17 protein-coding genes and 2 tRNA genes are annotated in these 17,724 nt (G+C 71.7%); 3 read left to right on the top strand and 16 right to left on the bottom strand.

Annotation, left to right across the window (positions count from 1 at the left end; genetic code table 11):
* Nucleotides 1–27: 27 nt before the first annotated feature.
* Complete coding sequence (locus tag IE134_RS11525) at nucleotides 28–1,539, top strand: hypothetical protein (RefSeq protein ID WP_189430376.1); 1,512 nt, start codon at nucleotides 28–30, stop codon at nucleotides 1,537–1,539.
* Entirely contained in the window at nucleotides 1,539–3,116 is a 1,578-nt protein-coding gene (locus tag IE134_RS11530) for an NADH-quinone oxidoreductase subunit NuoF family protein (protein ID WP_098018383.1), read from the top strand. Before IE134_RS11525 ends, IE134_RS11530 begins: the two co-directional genes overlap by 1 nt.
* Nucleotides 3,117–3,192: 76 nt before the next feature.
* Here IE134_RS11530 and IE134_RS11535 read toward each other — a convergent pair.
* The 10 genes from IE134_RS11535 to IE134_RS11580 all read right to left on the bottom strand — a co-directional run bounded on the left by IE134_RS11535 (nucleotide 3,193) and on the right by IE134_RS11580 (nucleotide 8,223).
* A tRNA-Ala gene (locus IE134_RS11535) sits at nucleotides 3,193–3,265 on the bottom strand.
* A 142-nt stretch (nucleotides 3,266–3,407) separates the two neighbouring features.
* Nucleotides 3,408–3,641, bottom strand: coding sequence for a hypothetical protein (locus IE134_RS11540; protein WP_003969224.1), 234 nt, complete (start codon nucleotides 3,639–3,641; stop codon nucleotides 3,408–3,410).
* Between the two features lie 3 nt (nucleotides 3,642–3,644).
* Nucleotides 3,645–3,833, bottom strand: coding sequence for a hypothetical protein (locus IE134_RS34615; protein WP_073776932.1), 189 nt, complete (start codon nucleotides 3,831–3,833; stop codon nucleotides 3,645–3,647).
* Between the two features lie 141 nt (nucleotides 3,834–3,974).
* Nucleotides 3,975–4,047, bottom strand: a tRNA-Ala gene (locus tag IE134_RS11550).
* 152 nt (nucleotides 4,048–4,199) lie between these two features.
* The gene (locus IE134_RS11555; RefSeq protein WP_030708300.1) at nucleotides 4,200–4,853 is read right to left on the bottom strand and encodes a histidine phosphatase family protein; all 654 of its coding nucleotides are present in this window, start codon (nucleotides 4,851–4,853) and stop codon (nucleotides 4,200–4,202) included.
* A complete protein-coding gene (gene rsfS / locus IE134_RS11560; RefSeq protein WP_010062919.1) occupies nucleotides 4,850–5,281 on the bottom strand; it encodes a ribosome silencing factor in 432 nt (143 codons plus the stop codon). The genes IE134_RS11555 and rsfS overlap by 4 nt, the downstream gene beginning before the upstream one ends.
* 107 nt (nucleotides 5,282–5,388) lie before the next feature.
* Nucleotides 5,389–7,149, bottom strand: coding sequence for an LCP family protein (locus tag IE134_RS11565; protein WP_189430378.1), 1,761 nt, complete (start codon nucleotides 7,147–7,149; stop codon nucleotides 5,389–5,391).
* A gap of 19 nt (nucleotides 7,150–7,168) precedes the next feature.
* Nucleotides 7,169–7,786: a nicotinate-nucleotide adenylyltransferase gene (gene nadD, locus IE134_RS11570; protein ID WP_030708304.1), complete on the bottom strand. Its 618-nt coding sequence runs from the start codon at nucleotides 7,784–7,786 to the stop codon at nucleotides 7,169–7,171.
* A gap of 38 nt (nucleotides 7,787–7,824) precedes the next feature.
* Nucleotides 7,825–7,986 (bottom strand): hypothetical protein, encoded by a 162-nt coding sequence (locus tag IE134_RS11575; RefSeq protein ID WP_010062923.1) that lies wholly within the window; start codon nucleotides 7,984–7,986, stop codon nucleotides 7,825–7,827.
* Between the two features lie 84 nt (nucleotides 7,987–8,070).
* Entirely contained in the window at nucleotides 8,071–8,223 is a 153-nt protein-coding gene (locus IE134_RS11580; RefSeq protein ID WP_010062924.1) for a hypothetical protein, read from the bottom strand.
* 111 nt (nucleotides 8,224–8,334) lie between these two features.
* On the opposite strand from IE134_RS11580, the gene IE134_RS11585 reads away from it, so the two are divergent.
* Nucleotides 8,335–9,435, top strand: coding sequence for a M48 family metallopeptidase (locus IE134_RS11585; protein ID WP_030708307.1), 1,101 nt, complete (start codon nucleotides 8,335–8,337; stop codon nucleotides 9,433–9,435).
* Here the strand turns inward: IE134_RS11585 and IE134_RS11590 are convergent.
* The 6 genes from IE134_RS11590 to IE134_RS11615 all read right to left on the bottom strand — a co-directional run bounded on the left by IE134_RS11590 (nucleotide 9,368) and on the right by IE134_RS11615 (nucleotide 17,569).
* Nucleotides 9,368–10,498, bottom strand: coding sequence for an SCO2583 family membrane protein (locus IE134_RS11590; RefSeq protein ID WP_098894883.1), 1,131 nt, complete (start codon nucleotides 10,496–10,498; stop codon nucleotides 9,368–9,370). The two genes, IE134_RS11585 and IE134_RS11590, sit on opposite strands and share 68 nt — an antisense overlap.
* Before the next feature lie 249 nt (nucleotides 10,499–10,747).
* Complete coding sequence (locus IE134_RS11595; RefSeq protein WP_030708312.1) at nucleotides 10,748–11,335, bottom strand: SCO2584 family spore wall biosynthesis protein; 588 nt, start codon at nucleotides 11,333–11,335, stop codon at nucleotides 10,748–10,750.
* Between the two features lie 119 nt (nucleotides 11,336–11,454).
* Complete coding sequence (locus tag IE134_RS11600) at nucleotides 11,455–12,738, bottom strand: glutamate-5-semialdehyde dehydrogenase (protein ID WP_030708314.1); 1,284 nt, start codon at nucleotides 12,736–12,738, stop codon at nucleotides 11,455–11,457.
* A 104-nt stretch (nucleotides 12,739–12,842) separates the two neighbouring features.
* On the bottom strand, nucleotides 12,843–13,334 hold the full coding sequence (locus tag IE134_RS11605; protein ID WP_030708316.1) for a DUF8830 family protein: 492 nt from the start codon (nucleotides 13,332–13,334) through the stop codon (nucleotides 12,843–12,845).
* 127 nt (nucleotides 13,335–13,461) lie between these two features.
* Nucleotides 13,462–14,616, bottom strand: coding sequence for a glutamate 5-kinase (gene proB / locus IE134_RS11610; RefSeq protein ID WP_229823500.1), 1,155 nt, complete (start codon nucleotides 14,614–14,616; stop codon nucleotides 13,462–13,464).
* Between the two features lie 184 nt (nucleotides 14,617–14,800).
* On the bottom strand, nucleotides 14,801–17,569 hold the full coding sequence (locus IE134_RS11615; protein ID WP_189430380.1) for a CDP-glycerol glycerophosphotransferase family protein: 2,769 nt from the start codon (nucleotides 17,567–17,569) through the stop codon (nucleotides 14,801–14,803).
* Nucleotides 17,570–17,724 lie beyond the last annotated feature (155 nt).

Consider the following 17,724-nt stretch of genomic DNA (forward strand, 5'->3'; position numbering starts at 1 on the left):
CGCGTATCCCCCAGCATGAGCCCCGCAATGAGTCGGCCGGTACAGGGCGGCCTGACTGTCGCCGCGTTGGTCTTCGTCCCTCTGTTCGCCGTCGCAGGGAGCGACGAGCTGCGCGCCACCCTCGATTTCACCACCGGCGTCCTGTCGCTGGTGTCGCTCAGCGCGGCCGTCGCCTGGGGCCTGCTGGCCACCGACCGGCTGTTCCTCTCCACCCGTCAGCGGATCGTCTGCCAGGGCATCCACCGGGCCACCGCCCTAGCCGCGCTCGGCTTTCTGCTGCTGCACGGAACCGTGAAGGTCGCCCTCGGGCATGTGGCTCTGATCGGCGCCCTCATACCCTTCAGCCTCGGCGTGACCGGCGCGGCGGGGCTGATCGGTTTCGGTTCGCTGGCCGGGCTGCTGATGGTCGTCACGGCCGCGACCGGCGCCCTGCGCAGCGCCTTCGCCCACCCTTCCCCCAAAGCCGCCCGGCTCGGGCAGTCACTGGGGTCGCCCCGGGACACGGGCGGGATCGCGGGCCGGTGGCGCGCCCTGCACGCGCTGGCGTATCCGGCGTGGTGCGCCGCGCTGATCCACGGCCTGTACGCGGGGCGTGCGCCTGCCACCTGGGTGGTCGTGATGTACGGGCTCTGCCTCGTCGGAGTCGCCGGGGCGCTGTGTCTGCGGCTGCTGCCGCGCCCGACGAAACGGCGGATCGCCGACCGGGTCGCCGAACTGCTGGGCCAAGGGCCCCCGGCCGCCCCCGATCCGGTCCTGCGGGAGTCCTCCTCGTCCGCCGGGGAGCCCTGGTCCGATCCGGCCGCCTGGGGCGAGACGGACCGGGACGTACGGGGCACGCCGGTGCGCCCGCGCACGCTCTCGGCGCCGCTACCCCCGACCGCGCCCCCTCCCACGGCGATCCCCGGCACGCTGCACGAAGCGCCGACGGAGACGCTGTACAGCGGCCGGTCACCGCTGTACGAGCCCCCGCTGTACGAGCCTCCGCCCCGCAGCGCCGACCGCATCGCCTTCGGCCCGCCGGAGGAGCTGCCGGACCCGGGGCGCGGGAAGGCGGGGCCGGGGCCTGGACCGGGCATAACGGCCGGGTACCGCGCCGTCTCGCTCGGCGGCGGCATATCGGGCCCGTCGACCCCCTCGGAGACCCGCTGGCCCTCGCCCTCCCCCGCCCCGCCCGGACAGGCGCACCACGGTCCGCCCCCGCAGAACCCGCCCGCGTACACCGCGCAGGAGCACGCGTACGCGACGTCCCCGTACGAAACGCCGGGGCACGGCACACCGAGGTACGGGCCCACGGAGCCCGCCGAACCGAAACACGCCGCTCCGGAATCCGGCACACCCGAAACCGGCACACACGGGTCCGGCACACCGACGTACGTGACATCGGAGTACGCCGGCGCACCGACCCCGTACGACACCACCGCATCCGCTCCCCTCACCTCCCCCTCGCCCTTCGCCGCGCCCCGTGCCGAGTCGGGGGCAGGGCCGTTCACCGCGCCCCCGGCCGGCGAACCCTGGCACGCACCCGCAGGAGACCGATAGTGAACGTCCCCCTCCCCGATGTGCCCGAGGTCCGCGTCGTCGGACTGCCGCAACTGACCACCGGCTTCGACCTGGTGGAGCGGCTCGACCTCGCCATGCACCTCAAGGTGCACGGCCCGCTGGAGCCGATGACCGGTGAGCGGCTGGCCGAACTGGCCGAAACGATCTCCCTGCGCGGAAGGGGAGGCGCCGGTTTCCCGTTCGGCAAGAAGCTGCGCGCGGTGGCGAAGGCGTCCATCCGGCGCGGGGTGCGGCCCGTCGTGGTGATCAACGGCAGCGAGGGCGAACCCGCCTGCCGCAAGGACACCGTGCTGCTCAACCGCGCCCCGCACCTGATCCTGGACGGTGCGCTGCTGGCCGCGGAGGCGCTAGGCGCACGCACCCTGGTCGTCGCCGTCACCCGCAACTCCACGGAGATCTCCGTACGGGCTGCCCTCGCCGAACGCGGCCTCTCCGACCGGCGCGGCCAGCAGTTGCGCGCCCGCGTGGTCCGCACCCCGGAACGCATGGTCTCGGGCGAGGCGTCCTCGGTGATCCGGGCGGCGAACGGCGGGCCCGCCCTGCCGCCGGGCCGGCGCGAGCGGGCGGCGGAGACCGGGGTGGGCGGCTCGCCGACGCTGCTGTCGAACGCGGAGACGTACGCCCAGCTCGCCGTCGCCGCCCGGATCGGCCCCCGCCGCTACGGGCACACCGGGCTGCCCAACGAACCCGGCACCGTCCTGCTCACCGTCTCGGGCGCCGTGGCGAGGCCCATGGTCGTCGAGGTGCCGACCGGGGTGCCGCTGCGGTACGTCCTGGAGATGGCCGGGGCCCCACCGCTCCCCCAGGGCGTGCTGACCGGCGGCTACCACGGCAACTGGATCGACGCGGTCTCCTCGCACAACGCCGTGATCTCCCGCGAGTCCCTGGCCACCGTGGGGGGCGCGCTCGGTGCGGGGGCCATCCTGCCGATCGGCCCCGACACCTGCCCGCTCGGCGAGTCCCTCCGGATAGCCAACTGGCTGGCCGCCGAGACCGCCGGGCAGTGCGGCCCGTGCAAGCTGGGGCTCCCCGCCGCCGCGGGTGGGCTCTCCGACGTGCTGAACGGCGGCGGGCCCGCCGCTCTGGAGGCCCTGCGCCAGGTCGCCCAGGCCGTTAAGGGCCGCGGGGCGTGCAAACACCCGGACGGTTCCGCCCGGTTCCTGCTCTCGACCCTGTCGGCGTTCACGGACGATCTCGCCGCGCATGTCCTGGACGGCGGCTGCGGCCGCGAGACCGTCGGGGTGCTGCCGCTGCCCGCACCGGGCTACCAGGATCTGGAGGAGTCGATTCCGAGCGGCGAGAAGCTCGCGGTCGACTGGACGCTCTGCCAGGGCCACGGCCTGTGCGCGGACATCGTCCCCGAGCTCATCCGGCTGGGCGCAGACGGCTATCCGGCACTGGCGGACGCCGCCGTTCCGGTGCATCTGCGCGGACGTGCCCAGCGGGCCGTACGGCGCTGCCCCGCGCTGGCGCTCCGTATCGACCAGCCGCCTGCCGAACAGCGCCCCGCCCTGCCGGCAGCCAATCGACGCGCACTGGGCAGCGGGCGCGGCTGATCCGAGCCGAAGGCGATCCGGACAAAAGAAGCGGGCCACCCGATCCGGGTGGCCCGCTTCTTTACTGTCGATCCTGTGGAGCTAAGGAGAATTGAACTCCTGACCTCCTGCATGCCATGCAGGCGCTCTACCAACTGAGCTATAGCCCCTCGTTGCTTGCCGCCCGGTTCCCCTTGGCGACATCGAGAACATTACACGGTCCCCCCGGTGCTTCACCAAATCGTTTCCGGTCCGCACCGATATGCCCGGATCATCCAGGACGTTCGACCGTCAGCCGCAGGTCAGACCAGGTCAGGCGGTCGCGAAGGAGTAGAAGCGCTTGAGGGTGCAGTGCTCCTCCAGGAGCCGCCCGTAGATCGGCTCCCCCTCCAGCTCCCGGTAGGTCTCGATGGGGTCGCCTTTTATGATCAGCGCCCGTGCGCATTCCTCGCACCAGTACTGGTACTCCGCGTTGACCGGGTCCATGTCCCTGACGATGGGCGTACCGCTGCCGCACCAGTCGCATTTACGCCTGTGTGCACCCATCAGTCAGCTCCAGCTGTGGCCGCAGGCCGTGCACACGTAGGAGACCCCTCCGTTGTCACCCAGAACCTGGGCCACATGGGACGAACCGCAGGACGGACAGCCGAGACGGGATCGAACGTCGGACGTTACGGGGCCGGGGGGCGAGGCGGCGACAAGGCGCTGGTCGGGGACGTGTTCGCGACTCGCAGGCATCGCGCTCCCTCCCGATCGGTACGTCGCCCCCTCCGGCGTTCCGATTCTGCCATGGCCCCGCAAGAGGGGCAGCCCGCTCGACGCCCTCCGTCCCCTCCATGCAGAAGATCCCGCCCCCTGATGGGGACGGGATCCTGATTGTGGAGCTAAGGAGAATTGAACTCCTGACCTCCTGCATGCCATGCAGGCGCTCTACCAACTGAGCTATAGCCCCGCTGTTCGCTGTGTTTCCCTGCGTTTCCGCGCTGCGAACAAGATGAACTTTAGCCTGCGACCGGCCGGAAAGTGAAATCCGGCCCGGGCCGCCCGGGGACGGCCCGCGAACGGCCTCCCGACGACCGCTGGACGGCCGCCCGGAAGGCCGGTCTAGGCGTCGTCGCCGAGTACCGGCTCCGGAAGCGTGCCGGCGTTGTGCTCCAGCAGACGCCAGCCGCGCGCGCCCTCCCCGAGGACGGACCAGCAGCAGTTGGACAGACCGCCGAGCCCTTCCCAGTGGTGCGCTTCCAGGCCGAGCAGCCGGCCGATCGTCGTCCTGATCGTGCCGCCGTGGCTGACGACGACGAGCGTGCCGTCATCCGGAAGCTTCTCGGCATGCTCCAGAACGACCGGAGCAGCCCGGTCGGCGACCTCGGTCTCCAGCTCGCCACCGCCCCGGCGCACGGGCTCCCCGCGCTTCCAGGCGGCGTACTGCTCGCCGTAGCGCTCGACGATCTCCTGGTGCGTCAGCCCCTGCCACTCGCCCGCGTACGTCTCACGGAGTGCGGCGTCATGGGCGACGGTCAGGCCGCTGACGGCGGACAGCTCGGCGGCCGTGGCCGCCGCCCGCCGGAGGTCGGAGGCCACGATGGCGTCCGGCTTCAGCGAGGCGAGCAACCGGGCGGCGCGGCGGGCCTGCCCGATGCCGGCCTCGGTCAGCTCGATGTCCGTGGAGCCCTGGAAGCGACGCTCCAGGTTCCATGCCGTCTGGCCGTGCCGCCAGAGGACGATTCTGCGGCCCTTGCCGCTCTTGCTGCCGTTCAGCTCTGGTCACCTTCCGTGCCGCCGTTGAGCTGTGCGTGCTCCTCGGCCTTGCCGCGGGTCTTGATCGCGTCCTCGGGGAGGGCGATCTCCGGGCAGTCCTTCCACAGGCGCTCCAGCGCGTAGAAGACGCGCTCCTCGCTGTGCTGAACGTGGATGACGATGTCGACGTAGTCGAGGAGGATCCAGCGGGCGTCGCGGTCGCCCTCGCGGCGCACCGGCTTGGCGCCGAGCTCCTTCTGGAGCCGCTCCTCGATCTCGTCGACGATCGACTTGACCTGACGGTCGTTGGGGGCCGAGGCCAGCAGGAAGGCGTCGGTGATCGACAGCACATCGCTGACGTCGTAGGCGATGATGTCGTGCGCGAGCCGGTCGGCGGCCGCCTGTGCGGCGGCGTTGATGAGCTCGATGGAGCGGTCCGTGGCGGTCACATGCAGGCTTTCGTCGGCGGTCGGATGCAACCACCAGGGTCTCACGGACCGCCGACAGAGCCTTACTGCGTTCCCCGGGCTGCCGCCGGCCGACGGCAGCCCGAGGGCTACTGGACCTTGTAGTCCTGGCCGAGGACCGCGGACACGTCGGCGTTGGCGGCCGGCTCGCCCTTCTTCACATCGCCTGCGGAGAGACCCAGGGTCTTGGCCACCTCGACGGCCTTCTCCTTGTCCTCGGCGGACCGGTAGAGCACGACGGACGACGCCTCGGCCCCGGCCTTGCCGCTGTCCACGAAGGCGTAACCGCCGTTGACCAGCTGGACCCGGGCGGCCTCGGCGGCCTTCTGGTTCCCGGTGGCGTTGCGGACGGCGACCCGGAGCGGAGCGCCTTCCTCGGGGGCCTTCACGGTGCCGCCGAGGATGTCCTTGACGACGCCGCGGGTGTCCGCCTCGGTGAGCGTGCCGTCCGCCTGGACCGGCAGCAGGGCCGTCTTGTAGTCGCCGACCTTGGCCCGCGAGGCCAGCTTGGCGAGCGAGGCCCCTAGGTCCTTCTCGGGCAGCGACGGGTCGAGCACCTGGAGCAGCGTCTCGATGGTGACGGTGGCGGCCTTGGGATCCTCGGAGACCTTGCGCAGGGTGGCCCGCATGACCTCGCCGAAGCGGGTCAGCTGCTTGGCCTCGGGCTCGCCCTCCGCACGGTAGGTGGCGTACGCGACGGCCATCGGGCCGCTGAGCGTCTGGGCCTCGCCCTTGTTCACCAGGGGCGATTCGCCCTTCTTCGCGGCGGGCACCTCGGTGTCGGTGTCGACCTCGATGTTGCCGACCAGCTCGACGAGGTTCTCCAGGTACGGGGTGTCCAGCCGCCAGGTGCCGGTGATCCGGGTGCCGAGGAGGGTGTCGATCGACTCCCGGGTGCCGGTCCTGCCGTCGTCCTCGACGGACTTGCCGAGCGTGGTGGTGGTCCCGTCGTCGCCCGCGACGGCGAGGGAGTTGGGCAGCAGGACGGTGGTGCCCTGCTTGGTGGTGGTGTTGTCGACGAGCAGCGCCGTCGAGGTGCCGCCCTTCTTCGTGTCGTGCAGGTGCACCACGATCATGTCGCGCTGCTGGGCCCCGGCGGCGACGGCCTTCTTCTCGTCCGTTCCGGACAGGCCCGGGAGCATGTCGGCGGACCACAGATAGCCGACCCCGCCGACGACGACGAGAACGGCGACGACTATCAGGGCGACCATGCGGTTGCGGCCCTTGCGCCGGGCCTCCTCGCGCCGCTCGCTGCGGCTCTCGGTGAACTTCAGCCAGTCGATGACGTCTTCGGAGTCCTCGTCGGGCTCCTCGATGAACGAGAACTGCTCGGTGCGGTAGTCCGGGGCGGGCTTGCGCTGCCCGGGAAGCGCGGCATCGGCCTCCGCCTCCGGCGCGGCCTCCTGCGGCGAGGGCTGTACGGGGGTCTGCGGCGGGGCCTGTTCCGGTGCGGGGGCGGCGCCCTGCTGCGGGATGCTCCAGTGCTCGCCGGTGTCGACCGCGGCGGGCTGCTGCCCGGTGGCGTAGCCGTAGTCGGTGTAGGAGCCGTAGCCGTACCCCTGGTCGCCGCCCTGCCCCTGCTGCGCCTGGCCCTGCTGACCGGTGGCGTAGGGGTCGTAGCCCGGCTGCTGCTGAGGGTTGCCGTACGCGTCGTAGCCGTAGCCGTAGCCGGTGGTGTCCTGGGTCTGGTGGCCCTGGCCCTGCTGGGCGGCGTAGGGGTCGTAGCCCTGGCCCTGCTGGTCGTAGCCCTGCTGCCCCTGCTGCTGGTAGACCGGCTGCCCGTACGCGTCGTAGCCGACGATCTGCGGCTCCTGGTAGTACGGGTCGTACGGGTTCTGTCGGTCGTTCACCGGTGCCCCTCTCCGTGGCTCATTCGCCGCGGTACAGCTGGCGCTTGTCGATGTAGCGGACCACGCCGTCCGGCACCAGGTACCAGACCGGCTCCCCCTGCGCGACCCTCTCACGGCAGTCCGTGGACGAGATCGCCAGCGCGGGCACCTCCACGAGGGAGACACCGCCCTCGGGCAGTCCGTCGTCCGTGAGCACGTGACCCGGGCGGGTCACACCGATGAAGTGGGAGAGCGAGAACAGCTCCTCCGCGTCGCGCCAGGTGAGGATCTGGGACAACGCGTCGGCGCCGGTGATGAAGAAGAGGTCCGCGTCGCCGTGGACCTCGCGCAGGTCCCGCAGCGTATCGATGGTGTACGTCGGTCCGCCACGGTCGATGTCACTGCGGCTGACGGAGAACTGCGGGTTGGACGCGGTGGCGATGACCGTCATCAGATAACGGTCTTCGGCCGGGGAGACGTTCTTGTGGCTCTTCTGCCACGGCTGCCCGGTCGGTACGAAGACGACCTCGTCCAGATGGAACTGGGCGGCCACTTCACTGGCCGCCACCAGGTGTCCATGGTGGATCGGGTCGAATGTCCCGCCCATCACGCCGATACGGCGCTTGCCGGGGCCGGTAGGCACTTCCTGCTCTCCCATGCGTGCAGAGCCTACTGGCACAGCTGTACGCCCCCGGCTCAGCGGTCGCGGTTGAAGCTGATGGTGATGAACAGGAGCAGCATCAGCGCGACAAAGGCCCCGGCGCCGACGAAGTAGGGGTTGAGGCTTTCGTGGTTGCCGCCGCCCTCGCCCCCGGAGGCGAGAGTGACCAGCTGGTGAGTGGTGCTCGTGAGGCTCATCTTCGGCAGGACCTATCGATCGTGAGTCGGAAGGAAGACGTCGGGGCCATCGTATGCGGGACCCTCGGGCACGCTCACGGCGACTCAGTCGTTGTTGTCGTCGTTGCGGTATCCACGCAGCAGGAACCAGGCGAGCAGCACCGCTCCGAGGATCGAGACGAGCAGCACGATCCGGAGGGTGTCGCCCGGTCCCTGCTCCTGGGACGCGGCGGCGAGCAGTACGGCGGTGTGCGGCATTTCGGGCGCTCCTCAAAGTTATCCACAGCCCCCCGCACACCGTAGCGCCAGCGCATACGCTGGCTTTTGTCCGGGGGACGAGCAACGTCTCGTACGAACAGGGGGCCATCCATGACCGACAACAGTCACGAGAACGTGCCGAGCAGGGCGCGCCGGCGATTTCCCGGGATCTCCTCCCGGGCCTACGAGCACCCCGCCGACCGCTCGGCCCTGGTGGCCCTGCGCAAGCTGACCGGGTTCGACACCGTGTTCAAGGCGCTCAGCGGGCTGCTCCCGGAGCGGAGCCTCCGGCTGCTTTTCCTCTCCGATTCCGTCCGGGTGAGCGACGCGCAGTTCGCCCATCTCAACGACATGCTGCGCGACGCGTGTTACATCCTGGACCTGGAGAAGGTCCCGCCGATGTACGTGAAGCAGGACCCGCAGCCCAACGCCATGTGCATCGGTCTCGACGAGCCGATCATCGTGGTCACCACGGGCCTGGTCGAGCTGCTCGACGAGGAGGAGATGCGGGCGGTGGTGGGCCACGAGGTGGGCCACGCGCTCTCCGGTCACTCGGTGTACCGGACGATACTGCTCTTCCTGACCAACCTCGCCGTGAAGGTCGCCTGGATCCCGCTGGGCAATGTGGCGATCATGGCGATCGTGACGGCGCTGCGCGAGTGGTTCCGCAAGTCGGAGCTGTCCGCGGACCGGGCCGGGCTGCTGGTGGGCCAGGACACCCAGGCGTCGATGCGCGGCCTGATGAAGATCGCGGGCGGCAATCACCTCCACGAGATGAATGTGGACGCCTTCCTCGCCCAGGCCGACGAGTACGAGAAGAGCGGTGACCTCCGCGACTCCGTCCTCAAGATCCTGAACGTGCTGCCCCGGACGCACCCGTTCACCGCCGTGCGGGCCGCCGAGCTGAAGAAGTGGTCGGAGACCCGCGAGTTCCAGCGGATCATGGACGGCCACTACCCCCGTCGCGACGAGGACAAGGACACCTCGGTGACCGACTCGTTCCGGGAGTCCGCGTCGCACTACGCGGACACGGTGCGCACCAGCAAGGACCCGCTGATGAAGCTAGTGGGCGACATCGCCGGGGGCGCGGGGGACCTGGGCGGCAAGCTGCGCGACAAGTTCACCGGAGGCGGCTCCGGCTCCGCTACGGGCGGGGAGTCCGGTCGGCCTCAGGACCCGGAGGAGGGGAGCTCGGGGCCGTCGAAGGGCTGACGTCCGCCAGGGTCCCGCACAGGGCCGCCGTGGGCGGGCCCGAGGCGTACGGGTCGGTGGCGGCGGGGCCGCGGGCGTCCGCCTTCTCCCCGGCCAGGAGAGGGCGGAGCATCCCGGTCGCGTCGGCCGAGCAGGACTGCGGCCCGGCCTGGACGTGGGCGGTGCGCACCTCCAGGCGGTGCAGCCGCAGGTCCTCCCGGTCGAAGCGGAAGTGCAGCTCGCGACGCACGGTGAACAGGGACGCGCCGTCCTTGCTCGGGGACCCCTCCGCCGGGCGCAGGGCGTAGGTGAAGGTGTGGTCCGAGACGACGCCGAGGACGCCCGCCGCCTCCTCCTCGTAGCGGAGGGTGCCCTGGACCCGGATCTGCGGGTCCGCGAGCTCCACCCGCTCCGGGTCGAAGCGGACCAGCCAGCCGGTGGCGGCGTGGCTCCCGTCGTCCGCCGGGTCGCTCAGGCTCCGTTCGAACTGGGTGCGCTGATCCGGGTCGATGAGGTGCTCGACGGGCCGGCGTACGGAGCCGGTGAGGACGTCGGGGTTCAGGGACGACTCCACCAGGTAGTCCTTGACGGTGGCGAGCGCGGCGGTGATCTGGCTGTCGGAGAAGTTCTGGGTGCGCTTCACGGCGGGGAAGTTGATGCCCTCCGCGCCCGTGCGGAATCCGGAGACCGGCTCGGCCCGGTAGAGCTGCTCGGGTGATCCGCCCGGGACGGCGCCCCGGGGAGCCAGGGGGATGACGGTGGTCCGCAGGGGTTCGGCGCGCCGGGGGGCCGGCTGGGGATACGGGCTGCGGAATCCGATGTAGACGGCCACGGCGAAGGCCAGGGCGATGAGGACGACCAGGGCTATGGCGGCCCGGGAGCCGCCTCCGCTGCGCACGGGCGGCTGCTCCTCCGGCACGGTGCGGACGGCGCGGGCGTGGTCGCCCATGCGTTCCTGCGCCGAGTACTCCCGCATCCGGGCAGCCTGGATGAACGATTCGTCGAAGACGAGCGAGCGGTATTCGTCCTCGCCGCCCGCGGGGTTCTCGGGCGGGCCGTCCGGCGGTTCTGAGCGGCCTGTCATGACTTCTCTCCCGATCTCCACACCGGTCGGTTCGGTGCGCAACGGTCTGCTTCGGCCGAGCGGGGCGTGCGGCAGCGAGAAGCCCCCCTGGGAACGAGGGGTCACATCTTCAGGGTAGGTCGATTGCGGTCCGTGTAAACGCGGAGACCGCTGGGAACTGCGGAGGCGACGGGGGTCGCGGTCGGCGAACGGGTGACGGGAGGGGGCGGGGAGCCGGGGTCCTCGGGGGCCGGCCGCCCGGAGCCCGGCTCAGGGGACCCGGGGCTCGGCGGAGACCACGGGGCGGGAGTAGTCCGCGGAGGCCGACGGGGCAGCCCCGGGCTTGTCCACACCGCTGCTGGCGGGGGGCGGCACCTGGTCCTCGCGGTTGTTCGACGCGCCCCGGTAGACCGCGGTGAAGGCGAGGGAGACCATGCCGACGCCCATCACCACGGCGAGCAGCCAGGCGACCGGCCGGTGCCAGCGGGCGGAGTTGCGGTAGGGGCGCAGGGAGCCGCCGTGGCGGCCGTAGGGCCCGGGGCCGCCGCCGTCGTCGTCCCCGAAGCCGTCGTCCGGGTCGTAGTCGAGGTCCTGGGGGTCGTGGTAGCCCCGGGAGCCGCCGTAGCCGTATTCGTCGTCGTCCGCGCGACGGGTGCGGCGGGCGCGGGCCGCGTCGGCCTCGGCACGGGCCTCGGCGGCGGCGAGCAGGCGCTCCACGGCGGTGGGTTCGTGGACGGGCGCCGACCGGACGAAGTCCTCGTCGAACACCACGGAGGCGAAGTCCTCGTCCGCGCCCCCGCGGTCGTCGTCGGGCTCCCAGCCGTCAGGAAACGGCTTGCCCCCCACGTCGTCCGGCACGGTTTCAGGGTAGCCGGGCCGGGACCTTTTGGGCAGGGACCCCGCAAACTCCCCCGGATCGATCCGGAGGGGACATGCGGTCGGCCCCCTCCCGAGTGAAAGAGGCCGACCGGCGAGACCTAGCGGGTGTGGCCGTCGCCCGTGACGATGTACTTCGTCGACGTCAGCTCGGGCAGGCCCATCGGGCCGCGGGCGTGCAGCTTCTGGGTGGAGATGCCGATCTCGGCGCCGAAGCCGAACTGCCCGCCGTCCGTGAAGCGGGTGGAGGCGTTCACGGCGACCGTCGTCGAATCGACCAACTGGGTGAACCGGCGGGCGGCGGCCTGCGAGGTGGTGACGATCGCCTCGGTGTGGCCGGAGGACCAGAGCCGGATGTGGGCGACCGCCGCGTCCAGGGAGTCGACGACCGCCGCGGCGATGTCGTAGGAGAGGTACTCGGTCTCCCAGTCCTCCGTCGTCGCCGGGACCACGGTGGCCTTCGAGCCCTCGGCGCGCTCCAGGACGTGTTCGTCGCCGTGGACGGTGACCCCGGCCTCGGCCAGCGCGTTCAGGGCGAGCGGCAGGAAGTCGTCCGCCACGTCCTTGTGGACGAGAAGGGTCTCGGCGGCGTTGCAGACGCTGGGGCGCTGGGCCTTGGAGTTGATCAGGATGTCGACGGCCATGGCCAGGTCTGTCTGCGCGTCGACGTAGACGTGGCAGTTGCCGGTGCCCGTCTCGATGACGGGGACGGTGGACTGCTCGACGACCGTGCGGATCAGCGAGGCGCCGCCGCGCGGGATGAGGACGTCGACGAGGCCGCGGGCCCGCATCAGTTCCGTCACGGAGTCACGGTTCTCGCCCGGGACGAGCTGTACCGCGTCGGCGGGGAGGCCGGAGCCGCCGACCGCGTCGCGCAGGACGCGGACGAGCGCGGTGTTGGAGGCGTAGGCGGAGGAGGAGCCGCGCAGCAGGACCGCGTTACCGGACTTCAGGCAGAGGGCGGCGGCGTCGACAGTGACGTTGGGCCGGGCCTCGTAGATGATGCCGACCACGCCGAGCGGGACCCGGACCTGGCGGAGGTCGATGCCGTTGGGGAGGGTCGAGCCGCGCACCACTTCCCCGACCGGGTCGGGGAGGGCCGCGACGTCCCGTACGTCGGCGGCGATGGCGCGGATGCGGTCCGGGGTGAGGGTCAGGCGGTCGATGATGCCTTCGCTCGTCCCGGCCTCGCGGGCGCGCTCGACGTCCTTCGCGTTGGCCTCGACGATCTCGGCGGTCCGCACTTCCAGGGCGTCGGCGATGGCCAGCAGCGCGTCGTCCTTGGCCGCGCGCGGGAGGGGCGCGATGTCGGCGGCGGCGGCGCGGGCCCGGTAGGCGGCCTGCGTGACCGGGGAGAGGTTGTCGTAGGGCGAGAGCGTGGTCATGCCCGCAGAGTAATGCGCGCTCTGCGGGCATCCGTCACGTATCCCGTGATGCGAGACGGCCGACCGCGGGCCGGACGCCTCCCCCGGGACCGCCGGCCCGGCCGTCAGTACGGGTGGACGCCCACGGGGGAGGCGGGCGGCGGCCCGTAGCCCTCGGCGACCCGCAGGTGGTAGGTCTCGCGGTCGATGACTTCGAGGCCGACGATCTCCCAGGGCGGGAGCTGGGCGCTGGAGCGGTGCTCGCCCCACAGCCGCAGCGCGACGGCGGCCGCGTCGTGCAGGTCGCGGGCCTCTTCCCAGTAGCGGATCTCCGCGTGGTCGCCCGCGTAGCGGCTGGTCAGCAGGAAGGGGTGGTCGTGCGCGAGCTGTTCCAGGCCGCGTCTGATCTCCGCGAGCGGAGTCTCGGTGCCCGACACGCTGAGGGTGATGTGCCAGAGTCTCGAGTGCGGGGACTCCTCCTCAGCCGTCGTGACCGGCTCCCGTTCGGCGGTGTCCGACGGAAGGGGATTCCGGTCGAAATCCACCCCCGCTCCGACACTCGTCAGGGCGCGGTTGGCCGTGCCTCGGGGCGGCGCCCCCGGGCGCGCTCGTCTCACCGGCGGCCTCCTGTGATGTGTTGCAGTCCGGTCCCCTGTTTCCCCACTACAAAGTGGACCAGTCCACAGCCGGGCGTGGGGTGGTTTTGGCGAAGGTCCCCGCCGAAGAGCCGGACTTTCAGCCGTTTCAGGGGGTGAGGCGCGGCGTGAGAATGACCAGATCGTCCCTGTGTACGACCTCGCGCTCGTAGGCGGGTCCCAGTTCACGGGCCAGGTCCCGGGTGGAGCGGCCGAGCAGCTGGGGGATCTCCTTGGCGTCGAAGTTGACGAGTCCGCGGGCGACCGGGGTGCCGTGCGGATCGCGCAGTTCGACCGGGTCGCCGGCGCTGAACTCGCCCTCGACGCCGGAGATTCCGGCGGGCAGCAGCGAGGTGCGCCGTTCCACCACGGCCCGTACGGCGCCGTCGTCGAGGGTGAGCGCGCCCTGCGGGGTGGAGGCGTGGGCCAGCCACAGGAGCCGGTCGGCGGAGCGGCGGCCGGTGCGGTGGAAGTACGTGCCGGTGTCGCGGCCCGCGAGGGCGTCGGCGGCGCGGCTGGCGGAGGTGAGGACGACGGGGACGCCGGCGGCGGTGGCGATGTTGGCGGCCTCGACCTTGGTGACCATGCCGCCGGTGCCCACGCCCGCCTTGCCGGCGCTGCCGATGGTGACGCCGGCCAGGTCGTCGGGGCCGGTGACCTCGGCGATCCGGGAGGCGCCGGGGGTGCCGGGCGGTCCGTCGTAGAGGCCGTCCACATCGGAGAGCAGGACGAGGAGGTCGGCGTGGACGAGGTGGGCGACGAGGGCGGCGAGCCGGTCGTTGTCGCCGAAGCGGATCTCGTCGGTGGCGACGGTGTCGTTCTCGTTGACGACGGGGACCGCGCCCATCTCCAGGAGCTTGTCCAGGGTGCTGTAGGCGTTGCGGTAGTGGCCGCGGCGGCTGGTGTCGTCGGCGGTGAGGAGGACCTGGCCGACGCGGACGCCGTAGCGGGCGAACGAGGCGGTGTAGCGCGCCACGAGGAGGCCCTGCCCGACGCTGGCGGCGGCCTGCTGGCGGGCGAGGTCCTTGGGCCGGCGGACGAGGCCGAGCGGGGCGAGTCCGGCGGCGATGGCTCCGCTGGAGACGAGGACGACCTCGCGTTCGCCGCCGTCCCTGACCTTGGCCAGGACGTCGACGAGGGCGTCGACCCGGTCGGCGTCGAGGCCGCCGGAGGCCGTGGTGAGCGAGGATGAGCCGACCTTGACGACGACTCTGCGGGCGCCGGTCACCGCCGACTCGCGGTGCGACGGCCTCTGCTCTGCCACGTGCTTCCTCGCTCTGGATCGCCCCGGTGTCCGACGGGGGCGTCGCAGCCGGTCGCCCGGTGCCGCCCCCGGCACGTCACAGTACGCGAGCGGCCGCCCCCGCCGCCTGCCCGTTCCGCTCGGTGGACGTCCGGCGCGGGGCCGGGGACGTCGGGTGGGCGGGCGGCGGGGGCGGCCGGTGGGCTCAGCTCTGCTGCTCGTCCTTGACGGCGAGCATCCGGTCGACGACCCGGGCGGAGGCGCGGCCGTCGGAGGGCTCGCAGAAGTCGACCCGGAACTGGGCGTACTTCTCCTTGTACTCCTCGCTGACCGCGTCGATGTTCCGGATCGCGGAGACCAGGTCCTCGGAGGTCTTGATCAGCGGGCCGGGGGCGCGGGAGGTGAAGTCGAAGTAGAAGCCGCGCAGGGTGTCGCGGTAGTGCTCCAGGTCGTACGTGAAGAAGAGCATCGGACGCCCGGAGTGCGCGAAGTCGAACAGCACCGAGGAGTAGTCCGTGATCATCACGTCGGCGATCAGGTAGAGGTCGGCGATGTCCGGGTAGTACGTGACGTCGTAGACGAAGCCCTGTCCGGCGCCGGGGATGGAGTCGAGGACCTTGTGGTGCTTGCGGTAGAGCAGCACGTGGTCCTCGCCGAGCTCGCGCTGGGCGGCCTCGACGTCGATCTTGTTGTCGAGCTTGAAGCGGCGGCCGCCGTAGCGCTGGTCGTCGCGCCAGGTGGGTGCGTACAGGACGACCTTCTTGCCTGCGGGGATGCCGAGCTTCTCCCGTACGGCCGCGGCGCGCTTGACGCGGTCGGGGGCGTGGAAGACGTCGTTGCGCGGGTAGCCCGCCTCCAGGACCTCGCACTGGAGGCGGAAGGAGTTGGTCATGATCGGGGTGGTGAAGGCGTTCGGCGTGATGAACAGGCTGTACTGGCGCGAGCGCTGCGGGAGGCTCGCGATGTAGGCCAGGTTCGCCTTCGGGGTGCCGAGGAGGTCGGCGCCGATGCGCTTGAGCGGGGTGCCGTGCCAGGTCTGGACGACGACCTGGCCCTCGCGGCGGACGAACCACTCGCGGATGCCGCCGTTGGTGACGACGTACCGGCTGCGGGCCAGTGCTTCGTACCACTCCTTGCTGCCCCACTCGACGCCCCGGACGCCGGGCGGCAGCACGACCTGCTGGTCGTGGACCATCGCGATGTGCTCGACCTCGGTGCCGCGGCGCTTGAGTTCCTCGTAGACCGCGCGGGGCGAGTCGGAGAACTGCTTGCCGCCGAAGCTGTTGTAGAGCACGGCCTCGCGGAGCGGCAGTTTGCGCTGCTCGGGGGTGTAGACGTCGCGCATCAGGCGCTGGCGGTAGGCGCCGCGCAGCTCCGGGCCGAGGACCGGGCCGGACTCCACGAAGATCCGGTCGAAGTCGACCCGCTCGACGGTGTACGTGCGGTGCTCGCCCCGGTGGGCCAGCGGGAGCGTGCCGACGAGGTCGGGGCGGACGGTGACCGGCAGGTCGCGGGTGTGGTCCCACTCGGTGGTGCGGCGCAGCCGCGGCATCCAGCGGCCGGCGCGCAGCGGGACGGTGCCCTCGTAGGTGGGCATGGTGTCCGGGCGCAGCCGGGCGGTGAAGCGGCCGTCGGCGAACTCGACGGGCAGCGGGCGGTCCTCGTTGCGGCCGGTGTGGCGCAGGACCATCTTCATCTGCTCGGCGGGGCCGGTGTAGACGCCGGTCAGGACCAGTTCGCCGTCGGCGGTCCACTCGACGCCGTCGACGACCGGCTGGACCGTGCGGACCTGCGGGGTGAAGTTGCCCGCGCCGTCGGTGAGGATCGCCAGCTCGCGGCCCTCGGGCAGCGGGTGTACGCCGGTGACGGGGCCGGTGCCGTTGGTGGCGCGGCGGGTGGTGCCGTCGGCGAAGACGATGAGCGTGCGGTACTTGACGGACTTGCCGGGCCGAACGCCGTCTACGGGCAGATCGGCCAGGGGCAGCCGGGCGGTGTGGCGGAGCCAGCCGTCCGCGCCGGTCTCGCCCTGCTGGAGCGGGAGGTCGGTGGCGAAGCCGCTGGGCTCGTGGTCGATGCGCAGGGCGGTGGGGTACTTGCCCGCGGGGGTGGTGACGCGGGAGCGCAGGGTGACGGTGAGGGTGTCGCCGTCGGCCTCCTGGGCGATGATCTCGGCCGGGACGACGTCGACGGACAGCCTCAGCCGGTTGCGGTCGAAGCCGGCGACGAGGCGGACGCCGTCGTCGAGGGTCCGGGTGAGGCTGTGTCCGGCCGCGCCCGCGTTGTTCTTGGTGATGCTGCCGACCGACATGCCGCCGGGGCGCGGGATGCCCACGCCCAGGCGCCAGATGCCGGGCTGCCACTGGCCGCGTACCCGGAGGCGGGCCGGGTCGACGGCGATCTCGAAGCCGGACCAGTCGTAGTTGTGCAGGGCGCCCTTGGCCTCGGCGGTGGCGCGGGGCTCGACGACCGTGCGCAGCCGCAGCGGGAGGGTGGAGCGGCTGCCCTGGCGGCGGAGCACGGCGACGCGCAGCGAGCGCTTGCCGGTGGCCGAGGGGACGTTGGGGATGTAGGCGTAGCCCTTGATCTGGAGCTTGCCGTCCTCCCAGGCGAGGCCGAGGAGCTTGCCGCGTACGGGGAGCTCGCTGCGGTTGAAGTTGCGCACGGAGGAGGGGAGCGAGGAGCTCTCGACGCCGGGCAGCTCGATGCGGGCGCGCCGCAGGCCGCGGACGGAGAAGGCGCCCGGGTTCTCGCGCTCGTAGTGCAGCAGGTCGATCAGCTCGTCGCCGCGGCCGCTGGCCGCCAGGTGCCACTTGACCCGGGCCATCGGGGAGAACTGCCGGACGACCTTCGGGGCGGCACGGGCCAGGAAGTCCTTGGCCTGCCGGTGAAATTCGGGGCGCTCCTCGGCCGGAGTCTCCGGGAAGTACTTCATGAGCCGACCGAGCTCGTCGGGGATCGCTTCGAGGGACGCCACGGGGGGAAGGCCTTTCCGGGGGGACGTGCAGATCATGAACCCCAGGAAGACGGGGCGTTAATGAGACGTGTTCAACGGTCTCATGGTTGCCCCACAGTATGACGTGACACCCCTCACAGGACGAACTCGCCCTGGTCGGCGCCCAGGACGGGAAG

Source organism: Streptomyces rubiginosohelvolus (genome assembly GCF_014649875.1).
GTDB lineage: Bacteria > Actinomycetota > Actinomycetes > Streptomycetales > Streptomycetaceae > Streptomyces > Streptomyces rubiginosohelvolus.